This is a genomic window from Streptomyces sp. NPDC043812, from assembly GCF_056436245.1.
This window is the reverse complement of sequence record NZ_JBWKCY010000010.1, coordinates 202,043-215,864: the sequence shown is the minus strand read 5'-3', so window position 1 is coordinate 215,864 and position 13,822 is coordinate 202,043. Positions and strand designations below refer to the sequence as shown.

The window sequence follows — 13,822 nt, the reverse complement described above, 5'->3', positions numbered from 1 at the left end:
CAAGGCAGCGGCTCTCGACGCCCGAGGGCGCCTACGTTAACCTACCAAACACTTGTTAGGGAAGGAGGGCCGCATGCCCGCTGCCCATGACGAACCCGCACGCGACGCAGGCTTCGCCCCCCGCACGGACGCGGGGGCAGGCATCTGATGGACCTCGAATTCAGCGCGGCCGAGGACGCGTTCCGCGCCGCGGCGCGCGACTGGCTCGCCGCTCACGTCCCAGCCGTTCCACTGCCCTCGCTGGAGACTGCCGAAGGGTTCGCGGCCCACCGGGAGTGGGAGCGCACGCTTTGGGCGGACCGCTGGTCGGTGGTCCCGTGGCCGAAGGAGTTCGGCGGGCGCGCCGCCTCGCTGACGCAATGGCTGATCTTCGAGGAGGAGTACTACGCCGCCGGAGCACCCGGCCGGGTCGGCCAGAACGGCATCAGCCTGCTCGCCCCCACCCTCTTCGAGCACGGAACCGACGAGCAGCGCGCACGCATCCTGCCGCCGATGGCGAGCGGCGACACGGTCTGGGCCCAGGCGTGGTCCGAACCGGAGGCCGGGTCCGACCTCGCCTCGCTGCGGTCCACGGCAGTGCGGACCGACGGCGGATGGCTGATCAGCGGTCAGAAGACCTGGTCGTCCCGCGCGGCCTTCGCCGACCGCGCCTTCGGTCTGTTCCGCAGCGAGCCGCACACCCCGAGGCCCCATCAGGGCCTGACCTATCTGATGTTCCCGCTCGACGCTCCCGGGGTGACCGTGCGGCCGATCGGCCGTCTCGACGGCAAGCCCGCCTTCGCCGAACTCTTCCTGGACGACGTCTTCGTCCCCGACGAGGACGTCATCGGTGAGCCCGGCCGGGGCTGGCAGGTCGCGATGAGCACCGCGGGCAACGAACGCGGGCTGACCCTGCGCAGTCCCGGCCGCTTCGTGGCCGCCGCCGGACGGCTGACCCGGCTGTGGCGGGAGCACGCCGACCCCGGCGACACCGCCCTGCGCGACCGGGTCGCCGACGCCGTGATCGGCGCCCGCGCCCATCAGCTGTACGCCTACGCGACCGCCTCGCGGATCGCCGCCGGCGGCACGGTCGGGGCGGGCGCGAGTCTCAACAAGGTCTTCTGGTCCGAGCTGGACATCGCCATCCACGAGACGGCGCTCGATCTGCTCGGCCCGTACGGCGAGTTGTCCGACGAGGCCGGGGAGGCACCTGCGCACGGCAGTTGGGCCGAGGGCCACACGTTCTCGCTCGCGGGGCCCATCTATGCCGGAACCAACGAGATCCAGCGCGACATCATCGCCGAGCGGCTGCTCGGTCTGCCGAAAGGACGTCGGTGATGCGCTTTCTCCCCGACGACGAGCAGCGGGAGTTCACCCGCGCGCTGGACGGCATGCTGACGGCGGCGGCGACACCCGCGGTCGTGCGGGCCTGGGCGGCCGGGAACAGCGCGCCCGGCCGGGCTCTGTGGACGCGGCTCGCCGAGACCGGGGTCTTCGCACTGGCCGTACCGGAGCGATACGAGGGCCTGGGCCTGCGGCCGGTCGAACTGGCTCTCGCGTTCGTCGAGTCGGGCCGTCACGCCGTGCCCGGACCGCTCGTCGAGTCGGTCGCCGCGGCGGCGCTGCTGGACCGGCTGGGCGACACCGGTGCCGCGGACGAGTGGCTGCCGCGGATCGCCTCGGGCAAGGCCGTGGCCTCGCTGTGCATCCCGGCGGTCTGCGGCCCGTTCGCGCTGGACGCGGACACCGCCGACGCCGTGTTCGTCGTCGAGAACGACGCCGTGCGTCTCGCGGAGGGCGCCGGGCCGGTCCAGCGCTCGGCGGACCCGGCGCGCCGCCTGTCCCGCCCCCTCGGCGGTACGGTCCTGGTGCGCGGCCCGGCCGTCGCCGAAGCAGCCGCGCACGCCGCCCGGTTCGCGGCCCTGGCGACCGCAGCGCAGGCCCTGGGGCTCGGCCGCGCCCTGCTGGACGGCACGGTCGCCCACGCGCGGCAGCGCACTCAGTTCGGCGCCGCGATCGGCTCGTTCCAGGCGGTCAAGCACCGCTTGGCGGACACCTTGCTCGCCCTGGAGTTCGCCGGGCCCCTGCTCCATGCCGCGGCTTTGGCCCTGTCGTCGGGCACTGCGGACGCGGCGGACCGCGAGATCGCCGCCGCCAAGGTCGCCGCGGGCGAGGCCGCGTACGCCGCAGCCCGTACGGCGCTGCAGGTGCACGGCGCCGCCGGCTACACCGAGGAGCCGGCCCTGTCGCTGTGGATCCGCAAGGCACGTCCGCTGCGCGATGCGTGGGGCACGCCCTCGGCCTGCCGGGCGCGGGTGCTGGCCCCCTGAACGGCTCCGCCGCGACGAAGGGAACGGATGGTGCGGCCGACGAAGGAACAGGAAGAACTGCGGGACGCCGTGAGGTCGTTGCTCGCCCGCCATACCGGCGGCGCCGCCTGGGGTCCGCTGAGCGCGCAGATCGGTGTCGCCGGGCTCGCCGTACCGGAGGAGTACGGCGGTGCGGGCTGCGGGGCGCGGGAGGTCCATGTCGTCATGGAGGAGCTGGGCCGCGCCCTGTCCCCGGCGCCCTTCCTCGGGTCCGCGGTGCTGACGGTGCAGGCACTTCTGGCCTCCGGTGACGCGGCGGCCTGCGCACGGCTGCTGCCCGCGCTCGCCGAGGGGCGGTCCGTGGGCGCGCTGGCGTGGGCGGAGGACGGCTCCTGGGATCCGGGGAAGGTGCGGGCCCTGGCCGTGGCGGGGCCCGGCGGGACATGGCGGATCACCGGGACCAAGGAGCATGTGCTGGACGGCTTCGACGCCGATGTGCTGGTGGTGGCTGCCCGTACGGACGCAGGGGTCTCGCTGTTCCATGTGGCACCCGACGCCACCGGCGTGCGCCGCGAGGCGACCGTCACGATGGACGGCACACGGGCGCTCGCCCGTGTCGTGCTGTCCGGCGCGCAGGCCCGGCTCGTCGGTGCCGACGGCGCGGGCGGTCGCGTGCTGTGGCACGTGCTGGACGTGGGCTGCGCGGCGCTCGCGGCCGAGCAGACGGGTGCAGCCGAGCACTGTCTGGAGGCGACGGTCGCCTTCGCCAAGGACCGCGTCCAGTTCGGCCGCCCCATCGGCTCGTTCCAGGCCGTCAAGCATCGTCTCGCGGACGCCTACGTCCTGGTCGAGTCGGCCCGCTCGGCGGCGCTCGGTGCGGCCGACGCCGTGGCGGGACGCCCGGCACGGCTGTCCCGCTGTGCGGCCCTCGCCAAGTCCGTCTGCTCCGAGGCTTTCTCGGCGGTCGCCGGCGAGATGATCCAGCTGCACGGCGGCATCGCCATCACCTGGGAACACGAAGCCCACCGCTACTTCAAACGCGCGCACGGCGCGGGCATGCTGCTCGGCCCGCCCGCCTGGCACCGGGCGCGCCTGGCAGCCGAGTTGGGGCTGACCCCCGGCGCCTGCTGACACACGGCTCTGCCGGGGCGCGGCGGATCCATCGATCAATGCGTCCGAGGCATTGACGGGAACCCCCGGCCGGTCCTACCGTCACGGCGTCATACTCCGTACGTCATATATGAGACGCGATACACGAGACACGCACATGACCTTTGCCCCGGCCTCCCTCCCCTCCCGCACCCAGTACGTCCTGGAAGCGGTCAAGCACGCGATCCTCACCGGGCGGCTGCAGCCCGGCCAGTCGCTGGTCGAGACCGAACTGGCCGCGCAGTTCGGGGTGTCCAAGACGCCCGTGCGCGAGGCGCTGAAAACCCTCGCCGGTACCGGACTCGTCGTGATGAACCAGTACAAGGGCGTCACCGTCCGTACCGTCGACGCCGGCATGGCCCACGAGGTCTACGACGTACGGCTACTGCTGGAGCCCGAGGCGCTGCGGCGCACCATCGGCCGGGGCGCCTCGTTGCAGGAGGCGACCGAGGCACTGGTGCGGGCGGATGCGGCCGACGACGCCGCCGAACGGTCCCTGGCCAACCGGGACTTCCACCGCGCCCTCTACCAGCCGTGCGGCAACCCGCTCCTGGTCCGCATGCTCGACGACGTCCGGGACCAGGCGGCGCTGGTGTCCGCCGTGGCTTGGTCCGCGGTCCCCTCCTGGGAGCGGGAGGCCGGTGAGCACCGGGAGATCCTCCGGCTGGCGCTGGCCGGCGACGCCTCGGGCGCGGCCGGCGCGCTGCACGACCACATCACCGCGTTCGTCGGCCGGGCTTTCCCCGCCCAGGACGGACAGGAGTGAAGAAGCACCGACAGGAAGGGCAGGCCGCATGGACTTCGCACCGCTGAGGGACGCACTCGCCGATGTCGTGGCGATCCCCGTCACCCCGTTCGGCCCCGACGGGGACGTCGACCGCCACGCGTACCGGAATCTGCTGCGCAGGCTGCTCGACAACGGAATACGAACCGTCACCCCCAACGGCAACACCGGCGAGTTCTACACGCTGACACCCGAAGAGCGGCGCGCAGTCACCGAGTTGGCCGTGGCCGAGGCGCAGGGGCGGGCCCGGGTGGTCGTGGGCGTGGGACACGAACTGCCCGCCGCCGTCGCGGCGGCCGAGCACGCCAGGGACGCTGGAGCCGACATGATCATGGTGCATCAGCCCGTGCACCCCTATGTCTCCCGGGGCGGCTGGGTGGCCTACCACCGCACGATCGCCGACGCGGTCCCGGAGCTGGGTGTCGTCCCCTACCTCCGCGACCCCCGCCTCGACGGGAGCCTGATCGCCGAGCTCGCCGACCACTGCCCCAACGTCATCGGCGCGAAGTACGCCGTTCCCGACGCGGCGCACTTCGGAGCCTTCGCCCACGAGGCAGGCATCGACCGCTTCGTATGGGTGGCCGGCCTGGCGGAGCTCCACGCGCCGGCGTACTGGGCGATGGGGGCGACCGGTTTCACCTCCGGGCTCGTCAATGTTGCCCCGTCGGTGTCGACCGGGATGCTTGCCGCGCTGCGGGCAGGCGACCGGGCGGCGGCCCTGACCCTGTGGGAACGGATCCGCCGCTTCGAGGAGCTGCGGGCAGCCGACCGGTCGGCGGACAACGTGAGCGTCGTCAAGGAGGCGCTGGCATCAATGGGCCTGTGCCGCCGCGACGTGCGCCCGCCGAGCACGACACTGCCCGTGGCACAGCGCGCCGAGGTCGCCTCCCTCGTCAAGGAGTGGGACGTTGCGTAGAAGCCCCGACGAGCTGCGCAGTCATCAGTGGTACGGGACCGATGGGCTGCGCTCGTTCTCCCACCGCGCCCGTACCCGCCAGCTCGGCTATCTGCCCGAAGAACATCTCGGCAAGCCGGTCGTCGCGATCCTCAACACGTGGTCCGACATCAACCCCTGCCATGTCCATCTGCGCGAGCGTGCGCAGGCGGTGAAGCGCGGGGTGTGGCAGGCCGGCGGATTCCCGCTGGAGTTCCCGGTCTCCACGCTGTCCGAGACGTTCCAGAAGCCGACGCCGATGCTGTACCGGAACCTGCTCGCCATGGAGACGGAGGAACTGCTGCGCTCCTACCCGGTCGACGGCGCGGTCCTGCTCGGCGGCTGCGACAAGTCGACGCCCGCGCTACTGATGGGGGCCGCCAGCGCCGATCTGCCGGCCGTGTTCGTTCCCGCGGGGCCGATGTTGCCCGGTCACTGGCGCAACGAGGTCCTCGGCTCGGGCACGGACATGTGGAAGTACTGGGACGAGCGGCGCGCCGGGGTGATCGGCGACTGCGAGTTGTCGGAGCTGGAGAGCGGCCTGGCCCGCTCCCCCGGCCACTGCATGACCATGGGCACGGCCTCCACCCTGACCGCCGCCGCCGAAACGCTCGGTGTCACCGTGCCCGGAGCGTCCTCGATACCGGCCGTCGACTCCGGCCACGAGCGGATGGCCGCCGAGTCGGGGATGCGCGTCGTCGAACTCGTATGGCAGAACAAGACGTTGTCGCAGATCCTGACGCGCGACGCCTTCGAGGACGCGGTGGCCGCCGTGCTGGCGCTCGGCGGGTCGACGAATGCCGTGATCCATTTGATCGCGATGGCGGGCCGGGCCGGGGTGACGCTCACCCTGGACGACTTCGACCGGATCGCGCGGACGGTTCCGGTACTCGCCAATCTGCGCCCCGGCGGCCGGTACCTCATGGAGGACTTCCACTTCGCGGGCGGGCTCCCGGGGTTCCTGTCCCGGTTGACGGGTCTTCTCCATCTGGACCGGCCCACGGTCGCCCACGACACGATGCGCGAGCAACTGGCCGGCGCCCGGGTCCACGACGCGGACGTCATCCGCCCCCTCGACGACCCGCTCGCGGCCGAAGGCGGCGTCGCCGTGCTGCGCGGCAACCTCTGCCCGGACGGCGCCGTGATCAAGCACATCGCCGCGGAACCGCATCTGCTCACGCACACCGGACCCGCCGTCGTCTTCGACGACTACCGGCAGATGCAGGCCACCATCGACGACCCGGCGCTGGGTGTCACCGCCGACCATGTGCTGGTGCTGCGCAACGCGGGCCCGAAGGGCGGTCCCGGCATGCCCGAGTACGGCATGCTGCCGATACCCGGCCGTCTGCTGAAGCAGGGCGTCCGCGACATGGTGCGGATCTCCGACGCCCGGATGAGCGGTACGAGTTACGGCACCTGCGTGCTCCATGTGGCACCCGAGTCCTACGTCGGCGGTCCGCTCGCGCTGGTACGCACCGGCGACCTCATCACCCTCGACGTACCGGCCCGCGAGCTGCGGCTGCATGTGGACGACGCGGAGCTGGCGCGCCGCCGGGCACGGTGGACCCCGCCGCCCGCCCGCTACGGACGCGGCTACGGCGCGCTCTACACCGAGCAGATCACCCAGGCCGACACGGGCTGCGACTTCGCGTTCCTGGCCCGCCCCGGCGCGGTGCCGGAACCGTACGCGGGGTGACCGGTCAATACCGCGGGCCGCGCCGCACAGCATGACGACACATCCCGCCTCGCCCGGCCGCGGCACCAGGGCACGCGAGCCCGGCGCGATCCAACGAAAAGCCCTAGCATCGCGGCATGCTCCGTCTCCAACGACTGCGCCTCGACCACGCCCCGGCGCTTCTCCGGTTCGAGCAGGAGAACCGGGCCTATTTCGCCGCATCCATTCCCGACCGCGGCGACCAGTACTTCGCCCACTTCGACGCACGCCACCACGACCGGCTGGCCGAACAGGCCGCGGGGCTGTGCTTCTTCCATCTGCTGGTGGACGGCGAGGGCGAGGTGCTCGGGCGGGTCAACCTGGTGGATGTCGCGAACGGTTCGGCCGAACTCGGATACCGGATCGCCGAGCACGCCGCGGGCCGGGGACTGGCCACGTCCGCCGTTCGCGAGGCGTGCGCCCTGGCCGGCACCGAGTACGGCCTGACCACCCTGCGGGCGGTCACGACACTCGACAACACCGGCTCGCGAACGGTGCTCGCCCGTACGGGATTCACGCCCACCGGCGACATCCGGCTGGACGGCCGCCCCGGCCTGCGGTTCGTGCGGAACCTGGACGAACCGCAGGCCGGGGACGGAAGCGGGCCGCCCGACCGGGTCCGGGCTGCGCAAAGGGCGGGTGCCGGGCCGGTGGGGACCGGTCCGGCACCCGGAGCGGGGAGTCCTACTGGCCCGCCCACCGCTTGACCGTGGCCTCGGCCTCCGCCCGCGCCTCGGGCGTCAGCTTGGAGATGAGCGCGCCGTGGTTGGTGTTCGGTGCCACATAGAGGTGAGAGTCGCGCTTGCTCGGCTTGAACCGCTCGGCACTCCACGGGTCGTTCTGCCCGTACACGAACATCATCTGCTCGCCCCGGGTGGACACCCAGCGGTCGACGTCCTTCATGGTGCGGCCGTTGTACGAGGTGCGCATATCGGCAGGCAGCACCGAGTTGGGCTGGTAGATGTCCGGGTGGTTGCGGACGTCACGCAGATGCTTGAACTTCAGGTCGGCCCAGCCCAGTTGGGCCGCCGCCTGCCGGTAGTACGGTCCGCTGCCCTCCGCGCCCTGCCCCTGGTCGGAGTAGATGCTCAGACCGTGTCCCAGCGACCACGTGTACAGCTCGTCGTCCGTGGCCTTCTTCGCGTCGGGAACGGCCGGGCAGTCGGTGTAGGTACCGCTCTGCCAGAAGTTCCAGACCTGGTCGAGCACCGAGAACTCGAAGGCCCGGTCGGTCGAGCCGAGGTAGGCGAACGTGAGCCCCTGTTCCTCGGAGGTGGCCTCGAAGCGCGGCAGCATCGCGTCTCGCCGTACCAGCATCTCGCGCTGCACGGCGTCCAGCGCGGCCCGGCACTCGGCCGTGCCGACCGTCCTGAAGAACCGCTCGTAGACGCTGTCGTCCCGGTTGTCGGCGTCGTTCGGGGCGACGTACGCCACCACGGCGTCGAGGTCCTCTGGGTAGTAGCGCTCGTGGTAGACCTGCGTCATTCCGCCCTTGCTGGCCCCGGTCCCCAGCCACTTGGCCCGGTAGACGGTCTTGAGGGCCTCGACGATCGCGTGCTCGTCGCTCGCCTGCTGCCAGACGTTCAGGTCGTCCCAGTCGACCCGGTCGGGGCGGGAGGTGTTGAAGTAACGGTGCTCCACGCTGACCTGGTTGGCCCCGAGGAGGGTGGTGATCTCGCGAGTACTGGAGGAGAGCCCGTACCCACCGGTGTAGTGGACCGTCGGCGCGGTCTCGGCCTTGTGCCAGAGCGTGAATCTCTGCTCGAAGGTGCCGCGGTCGGGGTCGCGATGGTCGACGGGCTGGGTCAGCGTCAGGGTGTAGAAGGGGAATCCGCCCTTGTCGGCCACCGAGACGATCGTCAGTCCGGGGATCCGCTCCAGCTTTTCGCCTATGTCGGCCGCGGACGCGGAGTCGTCCGCGCGGGGCGACTCCGCGGCCGCCGCCGGTGAACCGGCCAGCAGACCGGTGGCTATGAGGCCGGCACAGAGCAGGGAAGGCAGGACGTTTTTGCGCACACTGAACCCCTTGGTCGAGATGATGCGTCACATGGCCAGCGGCATGGTATGCGCTTTCCGTCCCCGTGTGATCACCTCGAACCACTCTTCAGCCGAAGCCTGTTCGTCGCTTCGGTGTGCGCCCGAATTCGCGGCCGTGGACGCACACCCCCGCGAATCCGCTCAGAAGGCGCCGTAGTTGACCTGCCACGTGGGCAGACCCATGCGGCGCCAGACGGCGACGACACGGTCGCGGTCGTCCAGGGAGACCCGGACCGCGAAGCGGTGGCGGACGTGCCGGTCGAAGAGTTCGGCCTTCACGACATCGTCCCGCCTGCCGTCGCCGGCGGCCCGCATCCAGAGCTCGTCGTACGGCACCTCGTGGCGCCGCAGCCATTCCTCGGTCCTGACCCGGTGCTCCTCGCCCCGTCCCGACAGCAGCACGATCACGTCGTCGTCCGCGCGCCGGAACGAGTCGAGCGCGTGGCGCACCGAGACGTTGAGCAGATCCTCGCCGCAGCGGGTGAAGTCGTACGGACCCCGGTCCCCTCTGAGGGCGAGGGTGCCGTCGATGTCGCACATCACCGCCGAGGGCAGCGCCGGGTCCGCGACGTAGGGAGCCACGGGCATCTCGGCCGGCCTGTCGTTGAGCCACTCGCCGGTGAGCTGCCAGCCACCCCTTCTGACCTGCGTGTGCTTGTCGGCCAGCAACCGGATGATCTCCTCGCCGACCTGCCTCTCCCGTCCGCCGTCACGCCGTATGCACTCCTCCACCGGAACGTCGGTGAAGTCGTGCACGACGAACGCGGCCGAGCCGGCCACGGCCGCCTTCAGCCTCCGCGGGATGTGGGGCGTCAGGTGGGTGTTGTCGACGACGACGTCGAAGCCGTCGTCGACGGCGGCCCGTACCGCCGCGTCCTGGATCGCCAGCACGGTCTGCTCGTGCGCGTGCGACCGGCCGCGCCCGGGCGCCGGGATGTCGAGCATGACGCGCAGGTCGTCGAGGTTGACCCGGCGCATCCGCCCGTCGGACTCCGCCTGCAGTCTGCGCGCCGCGGTCGTCTTCCCCGACGCGGGAAGCCCCGTCATCACATGTACTACGGGCACTGGTCAGTTCTCCTCGTCGTTCTTGAACGGGTCCGACGCCTGCGGCCGCACGGACCGGTACGTCGCGAACCGCGTGGTACGCCCGTCCAGGCGCAGGAACATCGCGGGGCGGACGGCGGCGTCGGGCAGGGTTGTGACAGCGCGCGCGAACGCCCCACGGTCGTCGGCGAGATGGGTGAGCGAGCGGAACGCCTCGTCGATGGCGTGCTCCCGGTCCGCGACCTCCTGCTCGATCCGCGCGATCACCTCGCGCACCCAGGTGTCGAACTCGTCGGGCACCTGCTCCAGCAGGGCGTCCAGCGGCCTGCCGCCCGACGCGGTGACGTCCGCCGGCGAGCAGCCCAGCGCCTGGGCGACCTGCTTGGCGGGCAGGCCCGCGAAGCGCTGGATGCCGTGGCTGCGCCAGATGTCCCGCTCGGTGACGCCCGTCAGTACCTTGTGCAGCCGTACGTACTCGGCCAGTTTGGCCTTCGCCCGCAGCCCGGACGCGAAACGCAGTACGAAGCCCTCGGCGTCGGTCCCGGTGGCGCTCCCGCCTCCGGGAAGCCTGTTCGACTCGGTCAGGGCCACCAGTTCCGCGAGCGGCATGGCGGGCCGGACCGTGACGACGGAGCCGACCGGCTCCCACGCGGAAGCGGCGTCGGCCACCGGTATCTCCGTGCCGTCCTTTGCGATGGCGGCGAGCAGCACCAGGTCCCGGCGGTCGCCGTAGTCGACGACGATCCGGTTCTGCGGGTAGAGGATCTCCGCGAGGTAGGTCACACCAGACGTCAGGGCCGAGGTGTCCTTCCCGTCGAGCCGGCGCTGCGCCCAGGTGGCCTGCGTGCTGGTGAACGACCCCTTGGACGCGACCTGCCACCGGCCGGCGTAGTGGAAGACCACCGCGAGGCTGCCGTCGACCTTGTCGTACACCTCGAACGGTTCGTCCGGCAGGGCAGGGGCGTACGGCTGACCCGTCTCGTGCTCACCGACGTTGAAGAACTTCGGCAGAGGCAACGCGACGACCTCGCCGGTGACGTCGTCCGCAACGAGACCACGGCAGCGCGTCGTGACGCGGTTCCAGATCCGCTCGTACTGGCAAGCCCGTGTGTACGTGTAGAGGGACAGCGGAAGTTCGGGGTGCGCCTTGCGGGTGACGTGTCCGGCCTCGATGGCCGTCGCCAGCTCCGTGGGCGGCAGCAGTTCATGAAGAGTCAGGTGGGCCCGGCTCATGGGTTCCTCCGTTCGAGATGCTGCATTCTCGCCCGCCGGAAACCCCGAACGACAGCGATTAAGAACGGCGCCGACAGCAGGAGGCGCAGGTCACAGCGGGAAGCCGCTCGCAGCGCCGGACGCCGCCCGATGTCGGCGGCGATGTCGCCGCCTCACGTCTGTGCGGGTGGAGACCGCTCGCCGCCGTTCCATGTGCTGCCTGGACACGATGGACGACTTCCGGTCACCTGTACCGCTCACCACGGCGCTCTCCGCACACTGTGGCAGATGCCCAGCGACACCAACCGGCCCCTCTCACCCAGGCGGTGACTCCGTGAACACCCACCACTCCCCCGAGCCGACCAGCACGGCAGCCCTGCTCGTCAACAGCCGCGGCGAGTATCTGCTGCACCTGCGCGACGCCAACAAACCCATCTGCGACCCCGGCACATGGTCCCTGGTGGGAGGCGGCCCCGAGGGCGAGGAGACACTCGACGAGGCGATCGCGCGCGAGATACTCGAGGAGACAGGGTTGGTCGTCCCCGGCCTCGCGCCCTGCATGACCGCCCGCACCAGCGGCCCGCACGGAGCGGAAGGCAGCATCCGCGTCTACGCGGGACGGTGGGACGGCGACGCCGACAGCCTGCCGGTCACCGAGGGGATCATGTTCCGCTGGTTCACCGTGGCCGTGATGGAGCACCTGACCATGTGTCCATGGGCGTACGAGGCAATTCTCGCCCACCACGCCGAACATGCCGGAACAGGCACGGCGCCCGTCCCCGACCAGCCGTCCGGGCCCGCTCGCGGCGGGGTGGGAGCGGTCGGGAACATGATCGGCGCCCATCTCTACCTCGAGCGCGACGGAAAGACCCTCCTGGGCCTGCGCAGCCCCGGGGTCTCGTTCGCCGCCGAGGAGTGGCATGCGCTCGCCGGACACGTCGAACGCGAATCGGTGCGGGCCTGCGTGGTGCGCGAGGCCCGCGAGGGAGCCGGTCTCGTCATCGCCGAGGAGGATCTCGCGCTCGTTCATACCGTGCACCTGCTCGACTCCGACGGCGCCGTCCCCCGTATCCAGCTGTTCTTCGAAGCCGCACGGTGGACCGGTCGACCGCGGGTGCTGGAGCCCGACAAGTGCACCGTCTGGGCATGGTGGGGCGTGGACGAACTCCCGGAGCGCATGGTGCCCTACACCCGGAGCGCGATCGACGGCATCAGGCAGGGGCGCCGGTACACGGAGCTGGGCTGGACCTGAGCTCCACGCACGCGCACCCGCCCTCGGGGTTCGCCGTCCCCGGCCGGATGTCAGGGGCCGGTGCGGGAGCGGTTGGCGATGTTCGTGACGTAGTCGTCCGCGGCCTCGTCGAGGCCGATCTCGCGCTGGGCGCGCTCGGACAAGTACCAGCGGTGTTCGAGGAGTTCGTGGTACAGCTCCGCCGGGTCCATGCGCGGTGTCACACGGTCGCGCACCGCGCGCACCGCCGGGCGGAAGACCTCGCGGACCCAGCGGTGCGCAAGGACCTCGGTGCGGGTGCCGAGCGGATCGCCGGGGGCGTGGTCCTCCTGCGTGGCCATCCAGCTCTCCAGGTCGTTCAGGAGCCGTCTCGCCTGGTTCTCCTCGGTGTCCAGGCCGGTCAGCCGCAGGAGTTGGCGCTGGTGGTGGCCGGCGTCGACGACCTTGGGGACGAACGTGACGGTGTCGCCGTGGTCCGCGTGCTCGATCTGCATCTCCGCGACGTCGAAGCCGAGGTCGTTGAGGCGCCGGATGCGGCGCTCCATGTAGTGGTATTTGCCGACCGGGTAGACGGAGGTGCGGGTCAGTTCCGACCACAGGGTGTCGTAGCGCTGTCCGATCTCGGTGCCGAACGCGACCGGGTCGATGGCCGGATGCAGCGCGCCGGCGGCCTCCAGGTCGAGCATTTCGCCGCTGATGTTGACCCGCGTGAGATCGATGTCGTACGCCCGCTGCCCGTCACTCAGGCGTGGGTGCAGTTCGCCGGTCTCGGCATCCACCAGATAGGCCGCGTACGCTCCCGCGTCCCGCCGGAACAGGGTGTTGGACAGGGAACAGTCGCCCCACGCGAACCCCGCGAGGTGAAGTCGCACGAGGAGCACGGCGAGCGCGTCCATCAGCCGGTGCACGGTGCCCGGCCGGACGGTCGTCTCGAACATGGACCGGTAGGGAAGTGAACCGTCCAGGTGGCGGGTGATGAGGACGGGTTCGAGCGGTGTGCCGTTCGCCGCCGTGCGGCCGGTGACGACCGCGAGCGGATCGACGGCGGGGATCCCCACCCGGTCGAGTGTGCGCAGCAGTTCGTACTCGCGCAGCGCGGGCCGCTCGGCGATCTCCTTCACGACGACGACCTCGTCGCCCGCGCGGGCGTGGCGCACGACGTGCCGGGAGATACCGCGTGGCAAGGGCACGAGCACGGTGTCGGGCCACGCCTCCACGGGGGTGTGCCAGGGCAGTTCGAGGAGCAGGGCGGGGTGTTCCGGGTTCGTGGCGCTGATCTGCAAGGCCATTTGCGGTCCGGCTCCTGTGGCGCGCGACGGGTCCGGGAAGACGCGGACGACGTGCGGCCGCACATGCTCGTGACGCGTGCGGTGGTACGCCGTCCGTCCGCGGCCAGCGTAGCCCCCGCTCCCTCGCGTGATCCAGGTCG

General features: G+C 71.3%; 12 protein-coding genes. 8 read left to right on the top strand and 4 right to left on the bottom strand.

Annotation, left to right across the window (positions count from 1 at the left end; translation table 11 throughout):
- The first annotated feature begins 147 nt into the window (after positions 1-147).
- The 7 genes from AC067Z_RS17325 to AC067Z_RS17295 all read left to right on the top strand — a co-directional run bounded on the left by AC067Z_RS17325 (position 148) and on the right by AC067Z_RS17295 (position 7,576).
- Positions 148-1,317: an acyl-CoA dehydrogenase family protein gene (locus AC067Z_RS17325; RefSeq protein ID WP_478790366.1), complete on the top strand. Its 1,170-nt coding sequence runs from the start codon at positions 148-150 to the stop codon at positions 1,315-1,317.
- Complete coding sequence (locus AC067Z_RS17320) at positions 1,317-2,309, top strand: acyl-CoA dehydrogenase family protein (protein ID WP_478790365.1); 993 nt, start codon at positions 1,317-1,319, stop codon at positions 2,307-2,309. The genes AC067Z_RS17325 and AC067Z_RS17320 overlap by 1 nt, the downstream gene beginning before the upstream one ends.
- Positions 2,310-2,336: 27 nt before the next feature.
- Positions 2,337-3,419: an acyl-CoA dehydrogenase family protein gene (locus tag AC067Z_RS17315; RefSeq protein ID WP_478790364.1), complete on the top strand. Its 1,083-nt coding sequence runs from the start codon at positions 2,337-2,339 to the stop codon at positions 3,417-3,419.
- Positions 3,420-3,555: 136 nt separating this feature from the next.
- Positions 3,556-4,203: a GntR family transcriptional regulator gene (locus AC067Z_RS17310; RefSeq protein WP_478790363.1), complete on the top strand. Its 648-nt coding sequence runs from the start codon at positions 3,556-3,558 to the stop codon at positions 4,201-4,203.
- Between the two features lie 28 nt (positions 4,204-4,231).
- Complete coding sequence (locus tag AC067Z_RS17305) at positions 4,232-5,137, top strand: dihydrodipicolinate synthase family protein (protein WP_478790362.1); 906 nt, start codon at positions 4,232-4,234, stop codon at positions 5,135-5,137.
- Positions 5,130-6,851: an L-arabinonate dehydratase gene (gene araD, locus AC067Z_RS17300; RefSeq protein ID WP_478790361.1), complete on the top strand. Its 1,722-nt coding sequence runs from the start codon at positions 5,130-5,132 to the stop codon at positions 6,849-6,851. The genes AC067Z_RS17305 and araD overlap by 8 nt, the downstream gene beginning before the upstream one ends.
- A gap of 116 nt (positions 6,852-6,967) precedes the next feature.
- The gene (locus AC067Z_RS17295; protein ID WP_478790360.1) at positions 6,968-7,576 is read left to right on the top strand and encodes a GNAT family N-acetyltransferase; all 609 of its coding nucleotides are present in this window, start codon (positions 6,968-6,970) and stop codon (positions 7,574-7,576) included.
- Here AC067Z_RS17295 and AC067Z_RS17290 read toward each other — a convergent pair.
- The 3 genes from AC067Z_RS17290 to AC067Z_RS17280 all read right to left on the bottom strand — a co-directional run bounded on the left by AC067Z_RS17290 (position 7,554) and on the right by AC067Z_RS17280 (position 11,183).
- A complete protein-coding gene (locus AC067Z_RS17290) occupies positions 7,554-8,885 on the bottom strand; it encodes a S28 family serine protease (protein ID WP_478790359.1) in 1,332 nt (443 codons plus the stop codon). The genes AC067Z_RS17295 and AC067Z_RS17290 overlap by 23 nt on opposite strands.
- Before the next feature lie 162 nt (positions 8,886-9,047).
- Complete coding sequence (locus AC067Z_RS17285; RefSeq protein WP_478790358.1) at positions 9,048-9,971, bottom strand: phosphatase domain-containing protein; 924 nt, start codon at positions 9,969-9,971, stop codon at positions 9,048-9,050.
- Positions 9,972-9,974: 3 nt separating this feature from the next.
- Positions 9,975-11,183, bottom strand: coding sequence for a T4 RnlA family RNA ligase (locus AC067Z_RS17280; RefSeq protein ID WP_478790357.1), 1,209 nt, complete (start codon positions 11,181-11,183; stop codon positions 9,975-9,977).
- Positions 11,184-11,496: 313 nt separating this feature from the next.
- On the opposite strand from AC067Z_RS17280, the gene AC067Z_RS17275 reads away from it, so the two are divergent.
- Positions 11,497-12,414, top strand: a complete 918-nt coding sequence (locus tag AC067Z_RS17275; protein ID WP_478790356.1) for an NUDIX hydrolase — start codon at positions 11,497-11,499, stop codon at positions 12,412-12,414.
- A gap of 50 nt (positions 12,415-12,464) precedes the next feature.
- Here the strand turns inward: AC067Z_RS17275 and AC067Z_RS17270 are convergent, their stop codons facing one another.
- Positions 12,465-13,682 carry a DUF4032 domain-containing protein gene (locus AC067Z_RS17270; RefSeq protein WP_478790355.1) on the bottom strand — a complete coding sequence of 406 codons (1,218 nt, stop codon included), beginning with the start codon at positions 13,680-13,682 and terminating at the stop codon, positions 12,465-12,467.
- Between the last annotated feature and the right edge of the window lie 140 nt (positions 13,683-13,822).

Coding starts and splice junctions, on each gene's coding strand:
- AC067Z_RS17270 (WP_478790355.1), bottom strand. CDS start 13,682: ATGGCCTTGCAGATCAGCGCCACGAACCCGGAACACCCCGCCCTGCTC.
- AC067Z_RS17305 (WP_478790362.1), top strand. CDS start 4,232: ATGGACTTCGCACCGCTGAGGGACGCACTCGCCGATGTCGTGGCGATC.
- AC067Z_RS17310 (WP_478790363.1), top strand. CDS start 3,556: ATGACCTTTGCCCCGGCCTCCCTCCCCTCCCGCACCCAGTACGTCCTG.
- AC067Z_RS17325 (WP_478790366.1), top strand. CDS start 148: ATGGACCTCGAATTCAGCGCGGCCGAGGACGCGTTCCGCGCCGCGGCG.
- AC067Z_RS17295 (WP_478790360.1), top strand. CDS start 6,968: ATGCTCCGTCTCCAACGACTGCGCCTCGACCACGCCCCGGCGCTTCTC.
- AC067Z_RS17315 (WP_478790364.1), top strand. CDS start 2,337: ATGGTGCGGCCGACGAAGGAACAGGAAGAACTGCGGGACGCCGTGAGG.
- AC067Z_RS17280 (WP_478790357.1), bottom strand. CDS start 11,183: ATGAGCCGGGCCCACCTGACTCTTCATGAACTGCTGCCGCCCACGGAG.
- AC067Z_RS17320 (WP_478790365.1), top strand. CDS start 1,317: ATGCGCTTTCTCCCCGACGACGAGCAGCGGGAGTTCACCCGCGCGCTG.